The organism is Aquimarina acroporae (genome assembly GCF_023195925.1).
Lineage (GTDB): Bacteria > Bacteroidota > Bacteroidia > Flavobacteriales > Flavobacteriaceae > Aquimarina > Aquimarina acroporae.
Map to the genome: position 1 here is coordinate 226,189 of NZ_JALPRE010000001.1, position 21,365 is coordinate 247,553.

19 protein-coding genes and 9 tRNA genes are annotated in these 21,365 nt (G+C 33.4%); 8 read left to right on the forward strand and 20 right to left on the reverse strand.

Translation table 11 applies throughout. The annotated features are described in order from the left end of the window. Positions 1–116: 116 nt before the first annotated feature. Complete coding sequence (locus M0D21_RS01045; RefSeq protein WP_248325670.1) at positions 117–431, forward strand: hypothetical protein; 315 nt, start codon at positions 117–119, stop codon at positions 429–431. Here M0D21_RS01045 and M0D21_RS01050 read toward each other — a convergent pair. Together M0D21_RS01050 and M0D21_RS01055 are read right to left on the reverse strand one after the other, a co-directional pair. After that, entirely contained in the window at positions 385–1,002 is a 618-nt protein-coding gene (locus M0D21_RS01050; RefSeq protein ID WP_248325672.1) for an HmuY family protein, read from the reverse strand. The genes M0D21_RS01045 and M0D21_RS01050 overlap by 47 nt on opposite strands. 16 nt (positions 1,003–1,018) lie before the next feature. After that, positions 1,019–3,100 carry a TonB-dependent receptor plug domain-containing protein gene (locus tag M0D21_RS01055; RefSeq protein WP_248325674.1) on the reverse strand — a complete coding sequence of 694 codons (2,082 nt, stop codon included), beginning with the start codon at positions 3,098–3,100 and terminating at the stop codon, positions 1,019–1,021. A 110-nt stretch (positions 3,101–3,210) separates the two neighbouring features. Between M0D21_RS01055 and M0D21_RS01060 the strand changes: the two genes are divergently transcribed. Genes M0D21_RS01060 through M0D21_RS01075 form a run of 4 tightly spaced genes read left to right on the forward strand, consistent with a single transcriptional unit; the run spans position 3,211 to position 8,216 of the window. Further along, complete coding sequence (locus tag M0D21_RS01060; protein ID WP_248325676.1) at positions 3,211–4,113, forward strand: DUF6607 family protein; 903 nt, start codon at positions 3,211–3,213, stop codon at positions 4,111–4,113. A 4-nt stretch (positions 4,114–4,117) separates the two neighbouring features. Next, a complete protein-coding gene (locus M0D21_RS01065) occupies positions 4,118–5,509 on the forward strand; it encodes an ankyrin repeat domain-containing protein (protein ID WP_248325678.1) in 1,392 nt (463 codons plus the stop codon). 1 nt (position 5,510) lies between these two features. After that, a complete protein-coding gene (locus M0D21_RS01070) occupies positions 5,511–6,005 on the forward strand; it encodes a DUF2271 domain-containing protein (RefSeq protein WP_248325680.1) in 495 nt (164 codons plus the stop codon). 12 nt (positions 6,006–6,017) lie between these two features. Then, entirely contained in the window at positions 6,018–8,216 is a 2,199-nt protein-coding gene (locus M0D21_RS01075) for a PepSY domain-containing protein (protein WP_248325682.1), read from the forward strand. Between the two features lie 2 nt (positions 8,217–8,218). Here M0D21_RS01075 and M0D21_RS01080 read toward each other — a convergent pair whose 3' ends face one another. After that, positions 8,219–8,908: a LytR/AlgR family response regulator transcription factor gene (locus M0D21_RS01080; RefSeq protein ID WP_248325683.1), complete on the reverse strand. Its 690-nt coding sequence runs from the start codon at positions 8,906–8,908 to the stop codon at positions 8,219–8,221. Then, positions 8,905–9,705 carry a sensor histidine kinase gene (locus M0D21_RS01085; RefSeq protein ID WP_248325685.1) on the reverse strand — a complete coding sequence of 267 codons (801 nt, stop codon included), beginning with the start codon at positions 9,703–9,705 and terminating at the stop codon, positions 8,905–8,907. The genes M0D21_RS01080 and M0D21_RS01085 overlap by 4 nt, the downstream gene beginning before the upstream one ends. A 204-nt stretch (positions 9,706–9,909) precedes the next feature. Here M0D21_RS01085 and M0D21_RS01090 point away from each other — a divergent pair, with 204 nt between their 5' ends. Continuing rightward, on the forward strand, positions 9,910–10,860 hold the full coding sequence (locus M0D21_RS01090; protein WP_248325686.1) for a M28 family metallopeptidase: 951 nt from the start codon (positions 9,910–9,912) through the stop codon (positions 10,858–10,860). Position 10,861: 1 nt separating this feature from the next. After that, positions 10,862–11,263, forward strand: coding sequence for a hypothetical protein (locus M0D21_RS01095; RefSeq protein WP_248325688.1), 402 nt, complete (start codon positions 10,862–10,864; stop codon positions 11,261–11,263). 26 nt (positions 11,264–11,289) lie between these two features. Here M0D21_RS01095 and M0D21_RS01100 read toward each other — a convergent pair whose 3' ends face one another. The 12 genes from M0D21_RS01100 to M0D21_RS01155 all read right to left on the reverse strand — a co-directional run bounded on the left by M0D21_RS01100 (position 11,290) and on the right by M0D21_RS01155 (position 15,453). Continuing rightward, positions 11,290–12,819 carry an amidohydrolase family protein gene (locus M0D21_RS01100; protein WP_248325690.1) on the reverse strand — a complete coding sequence of 510 codons (1,530 nt, stop codon included), beginning with the start codon at positions 12,817–12,819 and terminating at the stop codon, positions 11,290–11,292. Between the two features lie 94 nt (positions 12,820–12,913). Continuing rightward, positions 12,914–13,933: a helix-turn-helix domain-containing protein gene (locus M0D21_RS01105; RefSeq protein WP_248325692.1), complete on the reverse strand. Its 1,020-nt coding sequence runs from the start codon at positions 13,931–13,933 to the stop codon at positions 12,914–12,916. 307 nt (positions 13,934–14,240) lie between these two features. After that, positions 14,241–14,417, reverse strand: a complete 177-nt coding sequence (locus M0D21_RS01110) for a hypothetical protein (RefSeq protein WP_248325694.1) — start codon at positions 14,415–14,417, stop codon at positions 14,241–14,243. A gap of 41 nt (positions 14,418–14,458) precedes the next feature. Further along, positions 14,459–14,530: transfer RNA gene (locus tag M0D21_RS01115), tRNA-Arg, on the reverse strand. Between the two features lie 9 nt (positions 14,531–14,539). Then, positions 14,540–14,612 (reverse strand) — tRNA-Glu (locus tag M0D21_RS01120). A 6-nt stretch (positions 14,613–14,618) separates the two neighbouring features. Further along, positions 14,619–14,690, reverse strand: a tRNA-Pro gene (locus M0D21_RS01125). 10 nt (positions 14,691–14,700) lie between these two features. Then, positions 14,701–14,773, reverse strand: a tRNA-Asp gene (locus tag M0D21_RS01130). Positions 14,774–14,803: 30 nt separating this feature from the next. Further along, positions 14,804–14,888 (reverse strand) — tRNA-Tyr (locus M0D21_RS01135). A gap of 99 nt (positions 14,889–14,987) precedes the next feature. Beyond that, positions 14,988–15,060, reverse strand: a tRNA-Cys gene (locus M0D21_RS01140). A 4-nt stretch (positions 15,061–15,064) separates the two neighbouring features. Continuing rightward, positions 15,065–15,136: transfer RNA gene (locus M0D21_RS01145), tRNA-Asn, on the reverse strand. A gap of 6 nt (positions 15,137–15,142) precedes the next feature. Further along, positions 15,143–15,232: transfer RNA gene (locus tag M0D21_RS01150), tRNA-Ser, on the reverse strand. A gap of 147 nt (positions 15,233–15,379) precedes the next feature. Next, positions 15,380–15,453: transfer RNA gene (locus tag M0D21_RS01155), tRNA-Lys, on the reverse strand. 755 nt (positions 15,454–16,208) lie between these two features. Between M0D21_RS01155 and M0D21_RS01160 the strand changes: the two genes are divergently transcribed. Then, a complete protein-coding gene (locus M0D21_RS01160) occupies positions 16,209–16,526 on the forward strand; it encodes an Hpt domain-containing protein (RefSeq protein ID WP_248325696.1) in 318 nt (105 codons plus the stop codon). A 13-nt stretch (positions 16,527–16,539) separates the two neighbouring features. Here the strand turns inward: M0D21_RS01160 and M0D21_RS01165 are convergent, their stop codons facing one another. From M0D21_RS01165 to M0D21_RS01180, 4 genes are all read right to left on the reverse strand, one after another. Further along, complete coding sequence (locus tag M0D21_RS01165; RefSeq protein WP_248325697.1) at positions 16,540–17,712, reverse strand: response regulator; 1,173 nt, start codon at positions 17,710–17,712, stop codon at positions 16,540–16,542. Between the two features lie 221 nt (positions 17,713–17,933). After that, positions 17,934–18,503 (reverse strand): RNA polymerase sigma factor, encoded by a 570-nt coding sequence (locus tag M0D21_RS01170; protein ID WP_248325699.1) that lies wholly within the window; start codon positions 18,501–18,503, stop codon positions 17,934–17,936. Positions 18,504–18,701: 198 nt separating this feature from the next. After that, the gene (locus M0D21_RS01175) at positions 18,702–19,370 is read right to left on the reverse strand and encodes a DNA-binding response regulator (protein ID WP_248325701.1); all 669 of its coding nucleotides are present in this window, start codon (positions 19,368–19,370) and stop codon (positions 18,702–18,704) included. Positions 19,371–19,384: 14 nt separating this feature from the next. Then, positions 19,385–21,361: a tetratricopeptide repeat-containing sensor histidine kinase gene (locus tag M0D21_RS01180; RefSeq protein WP_248325702.1), complete on the reverse strand. Its 1,977-nt coding sequence runs from the start codon at positions 21,359–21,361 to the stop codon at positions 19,385–19,387. Positions 21,362–21,365 lie beyond the last annotated feature (4 nt).

The following is a 21,365-nucleotide window of genomic DNA, read 5'->3' on the forward strand; positions in this document are numbered from 1 at the left end:
TTGAATAAAATTGAAAACGAATTTTACCCCAAAATCTAAGATCTTATTTTTTCTAATTCATCTTTAGATTCAAAAGAGATGATAAATTTGGTTCCTTTACCCAACTCGCTTTCACAATGAATTTTACCTTTCATGGATTCGATAGCCTTATCATAACTAGAGACTGGATTAACTTTGGTGTAAATGTTGGGTACTATGAAGGAGTCATTGTATCTGGTCTACAAGCAGGTCAAGTGGTTCGTAACATATTAGGATTACCAAGCGGAACCAAAATTTTCAGTGGAGTGCAATTAATGCAATCCGTTTTTAAATCATATAAAAACAAACGCGTTGATACATTGAATCAACGCGTTTTTGTTTTAGAAAATCTTTATATAGTTTACCTTATTCAAAAGATGTCTCTCCGGTATTTGGATTATACACGTAGTTAAACGTATAATATCTAGCATCTTGAGAAGTATCTTGATCTTTATAATAGCTCAAAATCTCAACTTTAGCATAATTCCCATTTCTGGTTCTAAATACCAATACCTTACCAGGAATAGGAGAAATGATATTGGTCATAAAGTTATAGTTATACCATCCATTATCGCTTCCAGTAGGGATAGCAAAAGCAGTACTCCCATCTTGTGCAAACGTAAGACCTTCTGCAGAGGTCACACTGGCAAAGGTTCCTGTAGCTATTGCTGCTCCCGCTTCACCGTTACGAGAAGGTTCGTCTGCAGTTCCTGTAACCGCTCCTCCATTTATAGCAATTGTTGTTCCTCTAAACGCAATATCCCAGTCGGTATCGCTAGTAGTAACTTCTCCTGAAGCAAAATCAAATTTAGTAAATGGGCCACCAATATCCTGTCCTGTACCCTGTCCACCAGTTTGCGGAGCAGATAAATTCGCTACTTGCTCAGATTGAATGGGCTCTGGATTTAGTCCATTATCATCATCGTCACTACATGCGACAAATAAAAAGCTAAAAATTGTAAGTAATAAAATTCCTTTTTTCATTTTGATTGTGTTTAAATTAAAAATTGTAGTTAAGCCTTGAATACAACTGTATTCCGGGTAAAGTAGGTACTCCAGAGTCTGTATAATCAAACAGATTATTGGCTCCTATTTGTAGATTGAAGTTTTTGAATAATGTTTTGGTTGCTGCAATATTTGTGGTTACAAAACCATCTATAAAACTGGTATCATAATCATCAATAAGACCATTACCATTAGTATCGAATAATGCATATTTACTACGATAGATTAGTCTTAGGTTTATATTCGCATCGATAGCTGAGATTTCATAAAATATTTTAAAATTGGCATTATGTCTAGAGCGATTTACCAATCCGAAATATTCAGATTTTTCTACTGCTATGGTTTCATTGGTTTCTGGATCACGAGCAAATACCTCACCCCTTTTTACTTGATCTTCTTTGGTTTTATCAAAAGCATATAGTAATTGATAGCCGGCATTAATAGTAAAATGATTGTTGAGCTTATATCCAAAATTGGCTTCTAGACCTGTAGTATAGATTTCGTCGAAATTAAAATAGCTAAATACATTTTGACCATTAGTTTTTCTAGCTATAATTTGAGTGTCGATCAAGTTTTGAAAGTCATTCCTGAAAAAGTTTATTTCAGAATTCCAATTCTTCTTTTTGTATGTAAGCCCTATATTATATCCTATAGAACTTTCGGCCTCCAAAGGATCTTGCAAATCACTCTCGGGCACCACAATATCGAGTATTTGTCCTTGATCCTGTAGTTCTCGTAACTTATCTATAGCTACATTGTATCCAAGAACCGTATACCCCACAGCAGAATTAGTAAAATCAAAATACAACTGTCTAAAATCGGGAGCCTTAAATCCATAACCCACAGAAGCTTTTGCAGCAATATGATCTGTGATTTTGTACCTTATCGCCAGTTTCGGGCTTAATTGATTACTATATTCTGAATGATTATCAAAACGTGCTCCGGCAATGATATTAAGTTTTTCAAACAGGTCTACATCATATTGTATATATGCATATTGTGAAGTAAAGTCTACTTTCTCATCGAAAAACGTGCGATCTAACTCATCATACTGATATCCGAATCCTGAAGTTAGTTTACTATTATTTTCAAAAGTATAAGTTCCTCTGATCTCAGGCCTAAGTAAACGTTGATCAAAATTACTATCACTCAAGACATCATCAGATATGGGATCAACTAATTTTTCCGTAGCATTGTAGTTTGTATAGTAGAATTCATACTCAAGGGCTAATTTTGAGTTGAATGCATGATCAAATCTCAAATGGGCATTCCATTCCTCTTCTTTACTATCTCCTTCAAAACTAGTTTCATTTACTGTGAAACCAGCATCCTGATTTTGATTATAATATCTACCGGAAGCAAATACAGATAATTTATCTGAGAAATCGTTATATACCCTAGCATTGAATGTATAATTTTCAAAAGGGTTTACCGTCTGCCCTTCAACATCTGGATTAAGATCATACCCTTCACTAGAAAATCGATTTGCAAAAAGACCATATCCAAAATTGTTTATACGCTGCTTGAGATCCAAGTTGATATCCTGTTGAGTAAAGCTACCTATTCTGTAAGAAGCACTCCCCGATATGGTCTCAGTTTTTGGTTTTTCAGTTATAATATTAATCACACCTCCCAAAGCTTCAGAACCGTATAAACTACTTGACGGCCCTTTTACTACTTCAATCTGTTTTATATTTCCAACGGTGAGCCGACTAATGTCAAAGTTACCAGCGCTACGTCCGACCAAAGGGACACCATCAATTAAAACCAGTATATAATCGGAAGCTATTCCTTGAATTTGTACTCCCTCAAAACCACTTTCATCGGCAACAGTAATGATGCCCGTTTGTTCATTTAGAATTTCATCTAATCGAATGGTTCCTGACTTTATAATATTCTCTTTGCTAACCAGGGTAACTGGTAATGGTAGCGATGAAAGTTGACGCGCAGTACGGGTAGCTGTAAGTACTACCTCATCTATTTCTGTAACCTTTGTAGTATCAACAAATTTTTCTTGTGAAAATATTTTTGCAGCTACCAAAAAAAATAAAGTGTTAATTAACAATGTTTTGCGCATAATTATTATTTATAACCATTCTTAATAGAGCGCAAATATATTTCTTATTTTTATTTATTCTAAATAAAATTAATATTTTTGTAGAAAATTTAAACAAACAAAATCATCGAATGAAAACAATAACCTCTATTGCATTTGGACTTATACTTACATGCACTCTAAATGCACAAAACAAAAAAGACAGGGACATTAGTGCTATTAAAAGTATGTGTGGTTGTTTTGAAGTGACCTTTAACTTTGCAGAAACCTTTCAATACAGCAAAGACTCTCTTTATAAAGGTTCAAAATCTAAAACCGATAAAGGTCTTGAGTGGGCCGAGCTAGTAGTAGATGAAAAAGATAAGGTTTCTATTCAACACATTCTACAAGTTGGGAATCCCACAAAACCCCATATCGTTAAACATTGGAGGCAAGATTGGTTATATGAAAATACAGACTTCTACATGTTCAACAGTAATAACAAATGGGTATTTCAAAATCTACCAGATACTAGTGTAAAAGGACAATGGACCCAAAAGGTATATCAGGTTGATGATAGCCCCAGGTACGAAGGATCTTCAACATGGGTACACGTAGATGGTAAAAGTTTTTGGGAAAATACTACCCCTGCTCCTCTTCCAAGACGCGAAAAAACCACAAGAAGTGATTACAACCTTATGATACGTGGTAACAGACACGAAATTACCAATGCTGGCTGGGTACACGATCAGGACAATGAGAAAATTGTACGTGAAGCTGGAAAAGAAGATTTTCTATTGGCGAAAGAAAAAGGATATAACACCTACGTTAAAGTTGATGATAGTAGATGTAAAGCCGCAGCAGACTGGTGGAAAACGAATCAAGAAAAATGGGCTTTAGTTCGTGGTAAGTGGGATGAAATATTTGCTAGAAATGCTGATTTGTCTTTAGAAGCTAAAGTAGACAATAAAACACTATACAAACATTTGTTTTCTGAAGATTATACTCAAGAAAATGATATTGCTAAAGTAATCGAGTCATTTGTAAAGAAATAAAAAAATGAGAATATTATTTTGTACTTGGGTATTCTTACTTACCGCTATTGCTGTTGCTCAAAAAGAAAATATTTTTCTAGATCGCACATATTGGAAAGCAAATCCTAGCATCGAAGATATAGAACAAAAAATAAAAGAAGGTAATGACGTTTCTGAGCTTAACAGACATTACTTTGATGCTGTATCCTATGCTTTACTTGAAAAAGTGGATAATACAACTATTAAGCACTTGCTTACCAAAAAAGGAAATGGTGTAAATAAATTAACTCATGATGGAAGAACCTACATCTTTTGGGCTGCTTATCGTGACAATTTAGAAATGATGCAATTTTTGGTTGATAAAGGTGCTAAAACTGATATTATTGATAGTCATGGGTATACTGTAACCGGTTTTGCTGCTGCAACAGGTCAACAGAACACTAAACTTTATGATTTTTGCATTGCACACGGAGCAAAGATTAAAGAAGAAAAAAATCACGATGGAGCTAATGCGTTATTATTGGTTGCTCCGTTTATTGAAGATTATTCTCTTATAGAGTACTTTGTTGCTAAAGGATTGGATTTAGAAAGTAAAGATGATGCAGGTAATGGGATCTTTAATTATGCCTCAAAAAAGGGAAATATAGAACTAATGAATTACCTCATCAAAAAAGGAGTTTCATACAAAAGTTTGAACCAAGAAGGTGGAAATGCAATGATTTTCGCCAGCCAGGCTACCCGAGGGCATGCCAACCCCCTAGAAACCTTTACTTTCCTTGAAAAACTGGGTATAGCTCCTAATGTTGTCACTAAAAACGGACTAACTCCCTTACATATTTTAGCTTCAAAAAGTAAAGATTCTGATGTCTTAACATACTTTATCAAAAAAGGAATTGACATTAATCAAAAAGATGATAAAGGTAAAACAGCATTAACTAATGCAGTGGAGAGGAATTCTTTTGATATTGTCCGATTTTTAGTCGAAAATGGCGCAAATGTACTTATAAATGATAAAAAGTGTAATCACTTAACTCATTATTTGATCAACTCTTACAGCAGCAAAAATTCTAAGGAATTTAATAATAAACTAAACTACTTAACCGAAAAAGGGCTGAATATTACTCAACCTCAAGGTAATGGAAATACTTTATTTCATCTAGCTCTTGACAAAAAGGATCTGGGTTTATTGAAAAAAGTTCATGAGTTAGGAATCGATGTAAACGCCAAAAATAAAGAAGGAATTACTGCGCTTCATAAAGCAGCGATGACTTCAAAAGATGAAAAGATTCTAAAATATCTTATCTCGATTGGAGCAGATAAAACCTTAAAGACAGATTTTGATGAGTCTGCTTTAGATTTAGCTCTCGAAAATGAATTATTAAAAGAAAACAATACTGCATTAAATTTTTTAAAATAATATGAAGAAAAAGCTTCTTTTGGGTCTCTTACCTATTTTAACTTTGGTGATTTTTTCATTCTTAAGTTTTACCACAACTACCGAGAGTACGAAGTATAAGTGTTTAATACAAATGACCAACTATACTGGAGAAGGCGCTTATGTAATTATTTCTCTACTCGATGCAGAGGGAAACTATGAAAAAACCCTATATGTGCAGGGAGAAGATGAAGAATGGTATCATGATATTCCAGAATGGTGGAGTTTTTATGGGAAAAGACGTCCAGATATTGATGCTATCACCGGAGCTACGATTAGTGGTGGTGAAAGAGCAATAAGCGTTATCGAAATTGAAAATGACAAAGTTGACACAGGGTATAAAATTCGATTTGAAACTGCTGTCGAAGATCAGGAATATTATAAGGATGATCTAGAATTTGAGTTAACATCTCAAACTATCAAAAATAAAGTTGAAGGAAAAGGATTCATACGCTATGTTCGTATGCTCCCACAGTAATTATTAGAGTAAATGACCATTTCAATTTGGAGATATAGCCATCTAGCCTTGGCTATATCTTCTTCTCTTTTTCTTTGTATTGCTGCTATTACTGGAATAATTTTAGCATTTGAACCTATTTCGGAGGCTATTTATTCCCATGCATCAAAAGACAATACACATTTATCCCTTGCTGAAACCATAGATACCTTAACAGACCGTTACGTCGAAGTAATAGATTTTGAAATAGATCCTAATGGCGCATTACTAGGTTCTGTAATTACCAAAGCAGGTGATAGCGAAACCATTTATATTGATCCTATTACAGGTGAAAAATTAGGTGTTCCGAGAGAAAAAGCAGCTATTTTTAAATTTGCTACTAACCTACACCGTTCTTTATTCTTGAAGAGTACAGGAAGGTTTTTTGTTGGATTTATCTCTTTTCTATTAATCATCATAGCAATTACAGGAATCGTTCTAATAGCTAAAAGACAAGGTGGCATCAAACGCTTTTTTGCTAAAATTGAAAAAGAATATTTTACCCAATATTATCATGTCATTTTGGGACGGTTATTTTTGATCCCAATTCTAATTGTAGCGGTTACGGGAGTTTATCTTTCGTTAGAAAGGTTTTCACTGTTACCGAAGGTGAAAATTTCACATCAATTTGATGACAAAAGCTTTGAATCTGACCCCAAAATAGATTTTGCAAATTTTGAGGTATTTAAGGCAATACAACTAAAAGATGTTAGATCTGTTGAGTTTCCCTTTTCTGATGATGTCGAAGATTATTTTCTTTTAAAATTATCTGATAAGGAACTTATTATAAATCAATTTAACGGAGCTGTAATTAGTGAACAGCAATATCCGTTTATTGCTTTCGCTTCTATGTGGAGTTCTACCCTTCATACAGGCAAAGGAAGTATATTCTGGTCATTGGTTTTGCTTATTAGCAGTTGTTCGATAGTATTCTTTATGTATTCCGGTTTTACAATAACCCTCAAGAGACGTAAAAGTCTGAGCAGTAAAACCTCTTATTATGACAAAGATGAAGCCGAATTTATTGTCCTAGTGGGCTCAGAATCTGGAAGCACATTCAAATTTGCCAACCTTTTTGCCAATGCCTTGTCGTCTATAGGAAAAAAAGTATTTGTTTCAGAATTAAACATGTATGAACAATACTCAAAAGCACAACATCTCATTATATTCTCTGCTACGTATGGAGTTGGAGAACCCCCTACGAATGCCAAAAAATTTGAAAGCTTATTCTCAAAGAGTGCACCCACAAACCCATTACAATATGCCATAGTAGGTTTTGGTTCACTAGCGTATCCTGATTTTTGCCAATATGCTTTAGATATCGATAGACTGCTTGAAACAAATTCTAAATTAGAAAGGCTTCTTGAACCATATAAAATTAATAACCAATCATTCACGGCATTCAAAGATTGGATATCACTTTGGAGTAAAAAAACAGGGATTGATCTCAAAATTAAAACTCCAATAGTTAGCAAAAAACCAAAGGAACATCCATTCACCGTTGTAAACAGATCAGCTATAAACATCGATGATACTTTTCTTTTACAACTGAGACCCAAACGTACAGCTAATTTTGAATCGGGTGATTTGTTATCGTTTTATCCAAAAGAAGATAAGGTCGAACGATTATATTCTATAGCCAAAATCGACGGAGATATTTTGTTGGCGATCAAGAAGCATGAATTTGGGATATGCTCAAATTATTTTAGCACATTAGAAATTGGAGATGTTATTGACGCTTCAATACAACCGAATTCAGATTTTCATTTCCCATCTTCAGAAAAAGAGGTTATCTTAATTTCTAACGGAACCGGTATAGGCCCATTTCTTGGTATGATGTTAACAGATAAGAATATTGCAAAAACCCATTTATTTTGGGGAGGTCGCACCAAAACTTCATTAGAATTATATGATTCTATACTAACCAAGGGTATTTTGGACCAAAAAATTCTCAGCCTCCATCTTGCCTACTCACAAGAAGGAGAAGAAAAGACCTATGTACAAGATCTGGTAAAAAAAGAAGTTGAACTTATCTCCAGAGTGTTAGTTAATCAAGGTACCATTATGATTTGTGGTTCCATAGCAATGCAAAAGGATGTTATTGCCGTTCTCGAAACGCTGTCTGAAACTAAATTGAGTGTACCTCTTTCTAATTTTCAACAGAATAACCAGATAAAAATGGATTGCTATTAATTTTATCGTTTGAGTATACTATCAACATTCTGTCGATAGGTTTGCCCAACAGGTAAGATATGTTCTCCTATCACTACTTTATTTTCCTTAATCTGTTCAATTTTGGGAATCATCACGATATAAGACTTATGAATTTGAATACAATTCGTTTCAGATAAGAGTGAAAGGTAAACTGATAATTTTTCTAAAGTGATAATTACTTGATCGTGGGTAAACACCTTAGTATAATTCCCCATGGCCTGAATAAACAAAATATCGTGTATCGAAACCTGATGATAGGTCTTACCATCTTTCAAAAAGATAGTTTTATTTTTTTTTGTTAGGCTTTCGTAGATTGGCTGCTCTTTTTTGGTAGCCTTATAAATAGCCTTTAAAAACCGATTAAGACCAAATGGTTTTAAAAGATAATCTACTATATCTAGTTCATACCCTTCGATAGCATATTCCTTGTAGGCAGTGGTCACAATTATTTTAGCAGGATGAATTAAACCCCTTAAAAACTCAAAGCCATTTACTTTGGGCATGTGAATATCTAAAAAAATAAGATCTACTGTATTCTCGTTCAAGTATTCAATGGCTTCAAAAACATTATAACAATTTTTCTTGAGGGTTAAATTCTCAAGATTTTCGGCATATTCTTCTATAATATCGTGTGCCAAAGGTTCATCATCTATAATTATATAGGTTGTCATAATACAAGTTCTAATACAGCCTTAAAGATAGTATCATCGCTATGTATGGTAAAACTATGTTTATTAGGATATTGTAGTTGTAAACGCTTTTGTAAGTTCCTTAAACCAAGACCTTCATTAGTATTTGAATGATCTTTCTCAAAATTATTCTCTACTGAGAACAACAATTTGTCTGTAGTAGTTTTTAATATCAATGTTATAAACGCATCTTCGATTAACTTTTCAGCACCATGCTTAAAAGCATTCTCAACCAGTATAATGAGCAGCAAAGGAGAAATAGATACATTTTCATCATGAATATCTTTTTGAAAATTAATATTCACACTTGAGAAACGACGCATTTCTTGCAAAGAGATAAAATTATCTATATATGATACTTCCTCCTTAAGCGGTACTGTTTCTCTATCGGTACCATAAATAGAATATCTCATCAAATCGGATAATTTGAGAACAAATTCCCTGGCAGCGTCAGAATCTTTTTTAATTAGCGCATAGAGGTTATTTAATGTATTGAAAAAGAAATGAGGACTTACTTGTTTCTTTAGATTACTGAGTTCTGCAATAGCTTTTTCATTTTTTAATTGTTGATATTCTTTCCACCGTTTAAATCCCCGTTCTAAAGTAAAAAAAGCCAATATCCCGACAAACAATATCCTGAAAAGAGAAAAATACAACTCCAGTAAGGAAGATTCTCGATACTCAAGTTTTTCTTTTATGATGAGCATACCAATAACAGAAACAACGAGTAAAACGAAACCCACTAGTATCGATATATGCTTTCGAGTAAGTATTATCATATTCTAAAAATAGAAAAATTATCGTTTTTCATAATTCAATATTGATGTTCATTATCTAATAAAGGGTAAACACCCGAATATTAAGGATAAGTCTTAGTTATCATGAATACAAATCAGCTCAAATAGTAATGTAAGAGGTTTGACATACAAAATTCGCATATCATAAATTACAACATAAGTTTGACTTCAACAACTACAATATTTATGAGAAATACGATACTTTTTTTAATACTCTCTTTGGGGTTTGTTTCCTGTACACATATTCAAAAAGAATCAACATTTGAAATTAAGCCTATCCCTAATAAACGATTGGACATGCAGCAACAAATCGTTGCGCAACTATCTGGACAAACCCCTATAGGAGATACTACCCATCTTACTAGTAGATGGACTCCTGAACAACGCGCAATTACCCGGTTCTATTTACAGGAAATCATAGAACAGTTAGGATTGAAAGCTATAGAACACAAATATCGTTTTGCCAATTCAAATTTTGGGGTCGATTTGCTTATCGAACCCTATACTGGTGCTAATCTATATACTATTCTTCCTGCTACGACACCCACCAATCAATACATTATACTTGGTGCCCATTATGATACTGGTAGAAGAAATGCTCCCGGCGCAATTGATAACGCTACCGGCATAGCACTCATTTATGCTGTGGTGAAAGCAATGCAAAAACTGCCAGAACGAAATCAGAACATAATTATGGTATTTTTCGATCAGGAGGAAGAAGAAAATATAGGTAGTAGAGCTTTCATTAAACATCTTCAAAAAACGGATTGGAAAATATCATCGGTACATTGTTTTGATATGGTGGGCTGGGATGGCAATCACGATAATGCCATTGAAATATATACACCTTCAGATCAATTGGAAAAACTATATCTGGATATAGGTACCCAACTAAATAAGAAAATATTCAACTTAAAAATAAACCCCGTTGGATATACCAATAGCTCAACAGACTTCGATGAATTCGTAAGAGCAGGATATAATGTTATTGGTGCAGGAGAATGTTACTATCATAAAGATAGCAGTCCATATAAAGACACCTATAAAGATACGTTTGAGACGGTAGACTTTAGGTATCTATTGTCCGTTACCAATTTCATCGAAAAAATTTTGAAAAAACTGATAACAACACCGTAGCATGAAACAACAATTACATTTCATAAAAACAAATAAATACCTATATATAGCTCTTACCGCTACCCTACTCTTCTTTTTCAGGAAAGGTATTCAATATGCACTGTTAGACAGTTACATACCATTGCTTGTGATCATTGCACTAGCACTATTTATATGGGTAAGTATATATTTGCTCAAAGGAATTAGACTAGCCATCAAAATATGGAGTGTTTTTCTAATACTATGGGCATTAATAAAACTGTTGCTATTTGTAGCTATGTCATTTTTAGATGAGTTATCAAACAGCCATATTTATCACCAATTTGGAATAGTAGGGTTACTATCTAGTATTTTGATTTTATGTTTCGGGATATATATATTCAGGAAATCGAGAAAACTATCACCTCCCAATTTTTCTGACTAATTGGGAGATGATAATCACAATCTATATTATAAATATTGATTTATACTTATTTTTCGACTCTGGTTATTAGTTTCTTTAACCATTAACAGCATTTGATTCAACATTGTCCTATTCAAAAACTTACCATTGGTAATCACTGCATTAATAGTTTTTGTATTATCAATATTTTCCAAAGGATTCTCCCCTAACAGTACCAAATCTGCATCATAACCATTCTCTACTTTTCCAGTGGTACTTTGCATCCAATTTGCAGGTGCAATTGTTGCAGCATAAAGAATTTCAGCATTAGACATACCACATTTTTCTAATGACTTTAATTCATTATGCAAAGAAAAACCTGGGACAGCACCGGTAACATTGGCGTCTGTTCCTGCAGTTACAGTAACGCCATTTTTAATTAAAGCATTGGTCATAATATAATAGGCGTCTACATAAGTCTTCCAAAATAGCTTGGTTCTACTAGCTAGTTTTGGGTTAGCTTTGATAGCTATATTCTCATAACTATTGTTTCCAGGTAACCAGCCTTTGGATAACTTTGATCCTTCAATAAGACCAGGGTTTTGATATTCTAGTTCAATAGACTTAAGAAAATTTTCTAAATTAAAATTTTGTTCAGGAATACTTTCAACAATAGAGATTGTAGAAGAAATTACAATATTATTTTCCTTCAGTTTTACAGCAATAGCATCTGCATTTTCTTTTAGGTATTTTAAATACTCTTTTGTGTTTTTATACCAAACACCATCAAAGGTATGCATCGTGTTTTTAGTGATTTCTTCCACATGAGACAATTGGGATTGACCAGATGAATAAAACCCATCCAACCCTACTTCAAAACTTAAGTGCCCAACTGTTGGGATATCTTGTTTTTGGGCCTCATCATTTATAGCATGATAAATTTCTTCATTTAGTGTCCCATTTAGCTTAATAGCATCAAAACCTTGCTTTTTGAATTTTCTTACTGCAGTTCTAGCTGTTTTTTCCGAAGTGTAATTCAAAGGTTGGTCAAAGAAAAGCCCCTTTATTTTTCTAATAAAACCTTTTTGACTCCCTACCTTTCTGCTAGCGACATATATTTTAGGGCTAAGCATCCCTTTTTTGGCTTCTTCACGCCAATCTAAATGTCTTTGACTCCCAGTCATCTCGCATACGTATGTTATGCCATTTGCCAGATACAATAACAGATCATTCTTACTGTCTTTTAGGTGTACATGGGAGTCTACAAGACCAGGAATAAGATATTGTCCTGTACCATCTATCTGGGTATATTCATTGGTGATAGGAACCTCCTTACCCACTGCTACAATTTTTCCGACATTAATAAGAACGGTAAGGCTATCTTTCATTTTACTGCAGTCTGTAGACAATACATTTACATTAGTAATCGCCAATGCAGTGGGAAAATCAGTTTTGAATTTAGTAATATCTACAAGATCTGTTTTACCACCACTATGTTGTTTGATTTGAGATTTTACTCCGATACAGGAACCTATGCTTATTGTAATTAATACCATTACTAGTCCTAATACCCATTTTTTGATTGATTTACGTTTCATACGCTTATTATAGATTGATTATTAAAGCTTACAAAACAATCACATTACCATCAACTCAAAGTCTCACTGCTTCTAAAGAGACAAAAAACAGGTATTATCTATGGTTTTTGATATATTCTGAAGGAGAAAGACCTGTTTCTTTTTTAAATAATCTGTAAAAACTAGCCTTTGATTTAAAACCGCATTCATAGGCTATACCTTCTATGGTATAGTCATCATACAAAGGAGAAGCCGCTAATGTTTTAAATTCTTGTATTCGATAGAGATTTACAAAATTGTAAAAGGAGTTTTCGATATGTTGATTAAGCAACATAGATAATTTCTTGTCGGTAGTACCTATTGCGCTTGCTAGTTTATTAAGGGTGAGCTCCTCATCGAGATACGGTTTTTCATGTTGCATACAATGCACCAAAAGTTTCTCAAGTTCTTCAAAGGCTTCTAATTGTGTGATGTTGATTTCTTTTTTCTGTGTACTCTCATCTCCTTTATCTATCAACAAAAAGTATGGAACTAAAACTTTAGATTGATTAATCCCAAAATAGGCTGCATACATTAAAGAAATCACCACTCCTACCATTACTATATTTTGTGATCTCCATAAAAATGGTCCAAAGTATAATTGGTATAGCCCGAAGGCAATATCTAACAAAATAACCAGAGTTGGTGCTACCAATAAATATCTTACCCAAATGAAATTGTTATACTCAATATGGGAATAATTACATTTTAAAAGGATTTTAAACTTAAAGAACAACTGAAAACTTTTTACTAAAAACAAGAGGAAAGTGATATCCAATAGTATTCGTATAACAAAATTTCTATTTTTCAGAAAATCTACATAACCAGGAAATAGCTGTTCTGTAAAATTCTCAAATAAATAAGGAATAGAAACTCCTAAAAAAAACATTAGAAAAGGTAAAAAATATAGTTTAGCATTTGTTATTACTCTTTTGTCATCGAAGAATAATGATTGTACATACATCATCATCAATGGCCCTAGCAATAACTTAGAACCATGTGCAGGAAAAAAGCTAAGATATCGTACAAATTTTAACTTATGAATAAAAGCATATGAGTCTAAAAGAACAAAAACCAATACAGCGAAAAATCCCATTAAAACAAACTTGGATAACCTGCCAACATTGGATTTATAGATAATATAAATATAGGTACATGAAACAAGTATTCCTGTGATAAAAAGAAAATCGTACAGTAGCTTCACTTCTAACTTTTAGCTTCAAATATAAACTGTAAATATTAGATATACTATGATAATTCTTTATCAAAGCCCTGCTACCTCCCAATATTGCAGCAGGGCACCACGAAAAACCCTCATTATACCCCATTAAATATGAAGGTTAATCTAATGACAAAACAAAGATGAAATTTTACTACGCAATCTTTTTACGTAGACAAAAACATCATTTATAAAAAATACGATGTCTGTCATTTTTACTTTGTACACCTCTGGTTTCTGGAGGATACAATGCCTTACTCATGGCACATATATATCTACCGCCCCATCGTAGTAAAGCTTTACTAATAGATAGTTTTCCACTACTTCTTTTCGTTTTTTTAATGGTAAAGTTAGTTTCCATAAGAATTAGATGAATTGATTAAACATTGTTTTAAAAAATTATAGGAATAGTAAGATTCGAACTCATATCTTTGGGATCGTACTCCAATATGCTTCCGATGGAACTATATTCCTTTTTGAGTGTACTCCATAAGGGAATCGAACCCTTGTCTTCCGGTAGAAAGCCGGATGCACTAAACCACTATGCTAATGGAGCAATTTGTCTGGAGAACAGGACTCGAACCTATAACCTCCCGCGTCCAAGGCGGGTAAACTACCATTGTTATACCCCCAGATAAGCATTGCAGTACCGACGGGATTCGAACCCGCAACATTCCGAGAGACAGTCGGGTGCACTAGCCATTGTGCTACGGTACTATTATATTGAAATGGCATCTTTTTATTATCTTGGGAGTTAAAGGACTCGAACCTACAAGCTCCGAAGAGACCGAATTTACAGTCCGGCGAGCCAACCAATTGCTCAATACTTCCATTATTATCGAGACATGGATGAGATTGCTACGCTTTCTCATCAAGTCACAAAGTGGATTTTCATAGTACTCAAACAAGTTTGACACTATTTTAATCATTGAGACAAGGATGAGATTCGAACTCATAAATAACAGATTTGCAGTCTGTAGCCTTAACCTTTCAGCCACATTGTCTTTGCGATACTGGTAGGACTCGAACCTACACTTTGAGAGTTAACAGCTCCCAGCTCTACCATTAAGCTACAGTATCTTATTGCGGAGAGCAAAGGAATCGAACCTTCATCACGTACTAGACGTGAACTCGCTTAGCAGGCGAGCGTAACAAACCGGTATTTACCTACTCTCCAAAGCGGAAGGATTGGGAATCGAACCCACACGAGTCATTATCTCCTAACAGTTTTAACTCCTGTTTTCTACTACCTTTTGGTGTCGTTGAATCGCAAGCTTATTTCAAGACTGCGGTCACCACCTATTGGCTTGCCCTTCCATGATGTTGACGTAGTAGGGTTTGAACCTACATCACCTCGGTTAAAAGCCGAGTGCTTTATCCAATTAAGCTACACGTCAATGTGTTTGGTTTCCAAAATGTCAATGAACTATATGCATAAAAAAAGACGCCTTGTTCGGGCGTCTTCTATATATTGTGATGCTTATATGAGCTATACTTTAATCATCATTTTTTCTATAAAATAGACACCAACTATGTTCACATCAGAACAGTATTCTTCTTGTTTGTTGAAGAGACGGTTTACATTATGTTGCGAACTATTCGGTATCATTGTTATACTTTTTAAATTATTCTTTTTTAAAGCAATCTAGATTATACTTCTTGTTTCGATTGCGATGCAAAGATTAAAACTTTTTCTTAATCTTCAAACATTTTTTTAATTTATTTTACTGATTATCAATTAGTTATGCTTGTTTTTGAATATAGGTATCCCTGTCCGTTTTTCAACGGATTATGGATATTATCGCAATAGTCTGTCTCCCTGATGCTTACTTTCCAAATACTAATTTTTATGTATTAATTAACTTCTATACATTTTGCTAAAAAAAATTCATAAAAAAAGCGTCCAATTTCTCGGACGCTTATCATTATATCTAGTTTTTATCTTAATTCACTTCAAAAAATGTCTAAAAATAACTACACAACGCCCTGTTTCGTATGGATAATTCATTAATCCAACGATAATCACACTGAGTAAACAGTGATTTTGGTGCTATATGTATGTTATTTTTTGTCATTCGTTTTACAAATATAGTGTATTATGTCAATCTATCTTATTTTTAATTGTATTTTTAGTAGTATTAAAACCTAATACATGGAACGACCAAATTTAACCGAAATAAGAAAACTATCTGGTGGTGATCCCGTATTCGAAGAGAAAATTTTTAGTGTTATAAAAAAAGAGTTCCCTGTAGAAAAGGAAAATTACTTTGTAAACTTAGCATCTGGAAATAATACAAAAGCTGCCGAAGACGTGCATAAACTCAAACATAAAATTGGTTTTTTAGGTCTTGAACAGGGTTATGTAGTAGCTACCGATTATGAAAACAACTTAAAAGAAAATAATCATGAACTCAAAGACAAATTTGAGAACATATTAACGGCTATTACCGAATATCTGCAAACCATCTAATAAAAATTGTTCCTTAAGCTGTGACTACTGTGGGATTAGTCCTAAAATTATAATAATAGGCTATTTGCCCTAGTTGCCCTACTATCTTCACAGAATCTTTCATAGATAGCTTAGAACCATCTGCGTGAATCCAACGCTTCAAAGGTTGCTCACAGATATAAGAAATTGCTTTTTCTTTACCATAGTACTTTCTCATCTTCATAAAAATCTCTACGTCAAAAAGCCATTTGGTAATAAATTTATCTTTGAACATTTCGTTGGCAATTTCACGATCCATAATTTTGGCACCACATTGAGTATCATTAAAAGACATTCCTAGAATATTACGAATAATTAAGTTGATAGTTTTACTAATAATTTTACGCGCAGATTCTTTGGTAATATTTGCTCCCATCCTACTCATTCGAGAACCGCTTACAATTTTAAAATCTGAAGTTTCTATCGTTTTTACCAGGTCATCAAAATCCTGAAAATCTGTAGAAAGATCGGCATCCAAGTATCCTATATAATCCAATTGGGTATCTCGAGAAAGATGTAAAACGCCCTGTCTTACCGCTTCTCCTTTACCTCCATTTTTTTCACAATTATAAACACTAATATGATCTTCTCTTCCTTCGGCTAACTTCTTTAAAACTTCCAAAGTATTATCGGTACTTCCATCATTTACAAAACACAAATGGTACCCCAGATTACTGTGTACAAAATCGGTGAATTCTTTACTCAATAAACGAGTTTCTTCATTATAGCAAGGAATCACAACACCCACACAACGTCTTTGCAGCATTTTACCTTTACTACTTGTTGTATCTTGTTTTTTCTGAAGTTTAATCCCGAGTATTCTTGAAATTCTGGCCGACATTTCATTGAGAGACAAGGGTTTTTTCATGTAATCATCGATTCCTAAATCGAAACCATCTATAATCGTATCTTCGTTTGTATTTCCCGAAAGCACAAGAATTTTCACATCTGATTTTTTCTCATGTCTAATGTTTTGTATTACCTCCAAACCGGACATACCGTTCATATTAATATCGACAATAACCATGTCTGGCTGAAAAGTATCAAAAAGCTTAAGGCCTTTGTGACCATCATCGGCACATTGAATCGTGAAGCCTAAATCGGTTAGGTGTTTTTCTAAGGAAAGTAAAATAAGTTGTTGATCGTCAATAGCTAAAATCTTTTTCATAGGGCGTAGGTTTAAATTCTAATTATGGGGTAATTTATTTTGACGACCTGTTTGAAAAAAATGAATGAATTTTACACAAGTAATATTCATTACCTCCTAAAAATAAGAAAAATTTTGAATAATAATAGAATTTATACAGAATCCTTATGGTTTTACTGCATCTCCAGAAGCAAAAAAGTGTCCTTTTAAAAATTAAACCTAAAAAAAGTAAGGCAACGAATTTAGCAGACTGCCATCAGTTCTCCGTAACATGGATCGCCTTCAATCATTTTAATAAGTTTCTTTTTGGCCATAAACTTTTTCTTACGAGTATATCCTTCTGTGCAACCAATAATTAAAGAGATTTCTTTCATAGATTTTCCTTCGAAGAAAAGGTGTAGAATTTTTCTATGATCTGCACTTAGATTCTGAAAGTGTTTTCGATACAAATGTTCTTTTTCTTTATGTTCGGTTTCTCCAACAGAAATATCGTACGATGTCTTTTCATAAACTTCAAACTCTTCCCCTATGATAAGCCGTTTATTTTTACGTAGTCTATTTCGCCAAATGTTTTTACAAATTCCGTAGAAATATGTTGTTATAGGTACACTTATTTCTAAAACCCCAGATCTTAATTTCTGATACAATACTACCATTGCATCCTGAAAAACGTCTTCTACATCTTGTTCATTTCCATAATTTCTAAGTATGTACCCTTGAATATATCGTATATTCTCACGGTAAAATTGATTTAAAACCTTGTCATCCCCATTAATGATTCCGGTGATAATTCTTTGATCATTACTTTTCATTAGTGCTAGTTAGTTTGTGTTGCGTTTAGACCCATTACATATAAGCAATTCCCCTATTTTGCTAATGCAATACAAACTTATATCGATGAAAGTAAATGTCAATACAGATTTCTGTATTCTGATGCTTTTTTATGAAAAAAATGCGCTCTGCAAGATATTATTTTAGTAAAATATTGATAATGGTAAAACAGATTAAGGTTAAAGTAACCCCAAATCTTTTACTATGGCAATTAAATGAGTAGTGTTTTTTGCTTGAAAACTATCAAAGAGTCGACTTACCCTTTTATCTATAGAACTTTCCCCATTGGGAGTAATATTGAGCTGTATCAGTTTAAGTCGTATTTCTTTTTTGGTGTATCCTTTGGCCAATTCTTCAAGCAACATCATATCGAGATCATCAAGATGTACCATACCGCCCGACTCTGATTGTTGAGTTAACACAGGAGGAAACACTATTTGATCCTGAAAAACTCCATGTAAACAAGCCAACAGTTCTTTGATTGCATTTTGCCCTTTACACACATAACCATTTATGCTTAATTTTTCAAATAACATGTTGATTTTATCTGGCCTATCTTCTTGTGAGTAAACTATTACTTTAATATTAGACTGAATACTTTTAACATCTTTAATAAGATCGATACCTGAAGTTCTTACTTGAATTTTATGGTCTTCTTTGAAGGAAAGATCGGTGATGAGTAGTTGAAACGGATTATTATCCTGATATGCTTTTCTAAATTTTAGATATGCATCGTCACAGTATTTAGATTCATGTAGGTCCTGAATACCTAACTCCTCATTCAATACTTTTATAATTCCTTGATTGGCAATCTCATAATCTTCTGCCACCAGTACTTTAGTAAACATTCTCAAAAAAACTTTTAATTCGGAATTCGAATATTGGCCTTAAAGCCTTTTTCCTTTTGGGAGTCAAAGATAAGAGTTCCTCCAATAGCTTGAATACGCTTTTCTGTATTTCGCAGTCCATTTTTTGAATGCAACTGGTCTTTAGCCATGCCAACACCGTTATCTGAATATGAAATATCTAAGGAATCATTACCATTTACAAACTTGAGTACCACCAAACTAGCACTACTATGTTTTTGCATATTGGTCATCAATTCCTGTAGTACTCTATAGACTGTAATTTTTACTGGTGTCTCAAAGGTAGTCCAATCGATAGTATCTAAACCTCTAGCCATTAACTGAATCCCATTATTGGTGTAATTCTGAAGCATATTACTGAGTTCTTCTGGATATTCTTCATCGGTTTCGAACTCATTATTCTCCCTCGAGATATCTCTGGCTTTGGCATAGGCAGTATTGAGTTTACTAAGAATCTTAGGGTCTTCTGGATTATTTTGATACTGTAGCATCACCTGAAAAATATCATTCCCCAGATCATCATGCAAGCGTTTTGAAATACGTGTTTCGGTTTCATAACTTGCCTGAAACTGCACCATCTGGTTTTGTTGTGCCAAATATTTGGTACGTTGCCTAAAGAAAAATACGGCAAAGGCTATGGCTGTTAACAATAGCATCATACCTAGTAAATATATCGTATTCTGGTTACGAACTTTGATAATTTGTTGTTCTTTTTCTTCGGTTTCTTTTAGTAGGTTTTCATTTTCAAATCGTGTAGGCGCATAAATCTCTCTGGTCTTTTTTCTAAGCTCCATAAGTTTAAGACTCGTCTCTTTAAACTGTTGGTGATCTTCCAGAGAATCCGGCTTTAACTCAGTAATTAGGGTTAGCACTTCTAATAAGGCTTCATAATCGCCAAAGTCTTTAATGTTAAGATACGCCTGATCTGCATGATATCTTGCTTTTTCTAAGTCTTTGTCTTTATAATATTTAGTAAGATGAATATTACTAGAAAATTGCCCAACGATATTATCTTCTCTTTGTCGTATTTGAAGTGCTTTTAATAACAGTTTTTCACTTTCTTCGTTATCCGGGTTTTGTAAAAATTTAATATAACCTAAGTTGCTTAACACCATAGAAAAATTGGTCTCTTCAGGTAATTCATCTCCTTTATCTAGTAAAGATTTCAAAATGGCTATACTTTCGTCATACTTTTCCTGTTTTGCAAATATGTAAGCACGTGTATTTGTGATAATTGGAATTTTATTGATTCCAATTTTTTTAAGAGCAATTGAGTCCTTAGTTAGTGTCATCAATTTATTATTCCAAACTAAAGCTTCATTAGGATTTCCTAATTCTATGAAGGCGATAGCGATATTGTGATATAATCCAGCTATATTTCTATACTCTGTTGAATTCTCAAGATATTTTAATCCATCGGTAGCAGTTGTTTTACTAGCATTATAATCACCCAATATTCTTTGGGTATCTGACATTACCGTCAAGGTTTTACCAGCACTAATGCTATCCCTTAAATCTCTTCTTACTTTAAAAGCTTCATTGTAGTATTTAAAGGATTCCAAATAGTTTTCTAATTTATTATTGTAAAAACCTATTCTATATAAAGCTCTACCTATATATAAACTATCCTCGATCTCCTTTGCAAATTCCAAAAGTTCATGAGATTTTTCTAGTGCTCTTTTAGGTCCAAAATATTTATTAAGTAGTCTAGCCTGATAATATAAACCTCTAATTGTTAAAGAATCATTATCTAATTCTTTAACCCCATTAATAAATTTTTCAATGGCTATTAATCGACTCTCACCAGGCTCAGAATCTTTTTTTGCAATACTATAAAAGTTGTATATGGAATCAATCTTTTCATTTCCTGATTGCATATCAGTTTCCAAAGGCTTATTGTTATCACAAGAAAAAAATACAAATGATATGACAATATTGAGGTAGAAGAGGGATAAAACTAAAACTCGTTTCATCCCT

Bases quoted from the DNA above. Each gene is read 5' to 3' on its own strand.
- M0D21_RS01080 (WP_248325683.1), bottom strand. From the start codon at position 8,908: ATGACAACCTATATAATTATAGATGATGAACCTTTGGCACACGATATT.
- M0D21_RS01085 (WP_248325685.1), bottom strand. From the start codon at position 9,705: ATGATAATACTTACTCGAAAGCATATATCGATACTAGTGGGTTTCGTT.
- M0D21_RS01170 (WP_248325699.1), bottom strand. From the start codon at position 18,503: ATGAAAAGTAATGATCAAAGAATTATCACCGGAATCATTAATGGGGAT.
- M0D21_RS01065 (WP_248325678.1), top strand. From the start codon at position 4,118: ATGAGAATATTATTTTGTACTTGGGTATTCTTACTTACCGCTATTGCT.
- M0D21_RS01050 (WP_248325672.1), bottom strand. From the start codon at position 1,002: ATGAAAAAAGGAATTTTATTACTTACAATTTTTAGCTTTTTATTTGTC.
- M0D21_RS01100 (WP_248325690.1), bottom strand. From the start codon at position 12,819: ATGAAACGTAAATCAATCAAAAAATGGGTATTAGGACTAGTAATGGTA.
- M0D21_RS01165 (WP_248325697.1), bottom strand. From the start codon at position 17,712: ATGAAAAAGATTTTAGCTATTGACGATCAACAACTTATTTTACTTTCC.
- M0D21_RS01090 (WP_248325686.1), top strand. From the start codon at position 9,910: ATGAGAAATACGATACTTTTTTTAATACTCTCTTTGGGGTTTGTTTCC.
- M0D21_RS01175 (WP_248325701.1), bottom strand. From the start codon at position 19,370: ATGTTTACTAAAGTACTGGTGGCAGAAGATTATGAGATTGCCAATCAA.
- M0D21_RS01095 (WP_248325688.1), top strand. From the start codon at position 10,862: ATGAAACAACAATTACATTTCATAAAAACAAATAAATACCTATATATA.
- M0D21_RS01055 (WP_248325674.1), bottom strand. From the start codon at position 3,100: ATGCGCAAAACATTGTTAATTAACACTTTATTTTTTTTGGTAGCTGCA.
- M0D21_RS01070 (WP_248325680.1), top strand. From the start codon at position 5,511: ATGAAGAAAAAGCTTCTTTTGGGTCTCTTACCTATTTTAACTTTGGTG.
- M0D21_RS01160 (WP_248325696.1), top strand. From the start codon at position 16,209: ATGGAACGACCAAATTTAACCGAAATAAGAAAACTATCTGGTGGTGAT.
- M0D21_RS01180 (WP_248325702.1), bottom strand. From the start codon at position 21,361: ATGAAACGAGTTTTAGTTTTATCCCTCTTCTACCTCAATATTGTCATA.
- M0D21_RS01110 (WP_248325694.1), bottom strand. From the start codon at position 14,417: ATGGAAACTAACTTTACCATTAAAAAAACGAAAAGAAGTAGTGGAAAA.
- M0D21_RS01105 (WP_248325692.1), bottom strand. From the start codon at position 13,933: ATGGGATTTTTCGCTGTATTGGTTTTTGTTCTTTTAGACTCATATGCT.
- M0D21_RS01060 (WP_248325676.1), top strand. From the start codon at position 3,211: ATGAAAACAATAACCTCTATTGCATTTGGACTTATACTTACATGCACT.
- M0D21_RS01045 (WP_248325670.1), top strand. From the start codon at position 117: ATGAATTTTACCTTTCATGGATTCGATAGCCTTATCATAACTAGAGAC.
- M0D21_RS01075 (WP_248325682.1), top strand. From the start codon at position 6,018: ATGACCATTTCAATTTGGAGATATAGCCATCTAGCCTTGGCTATATCT.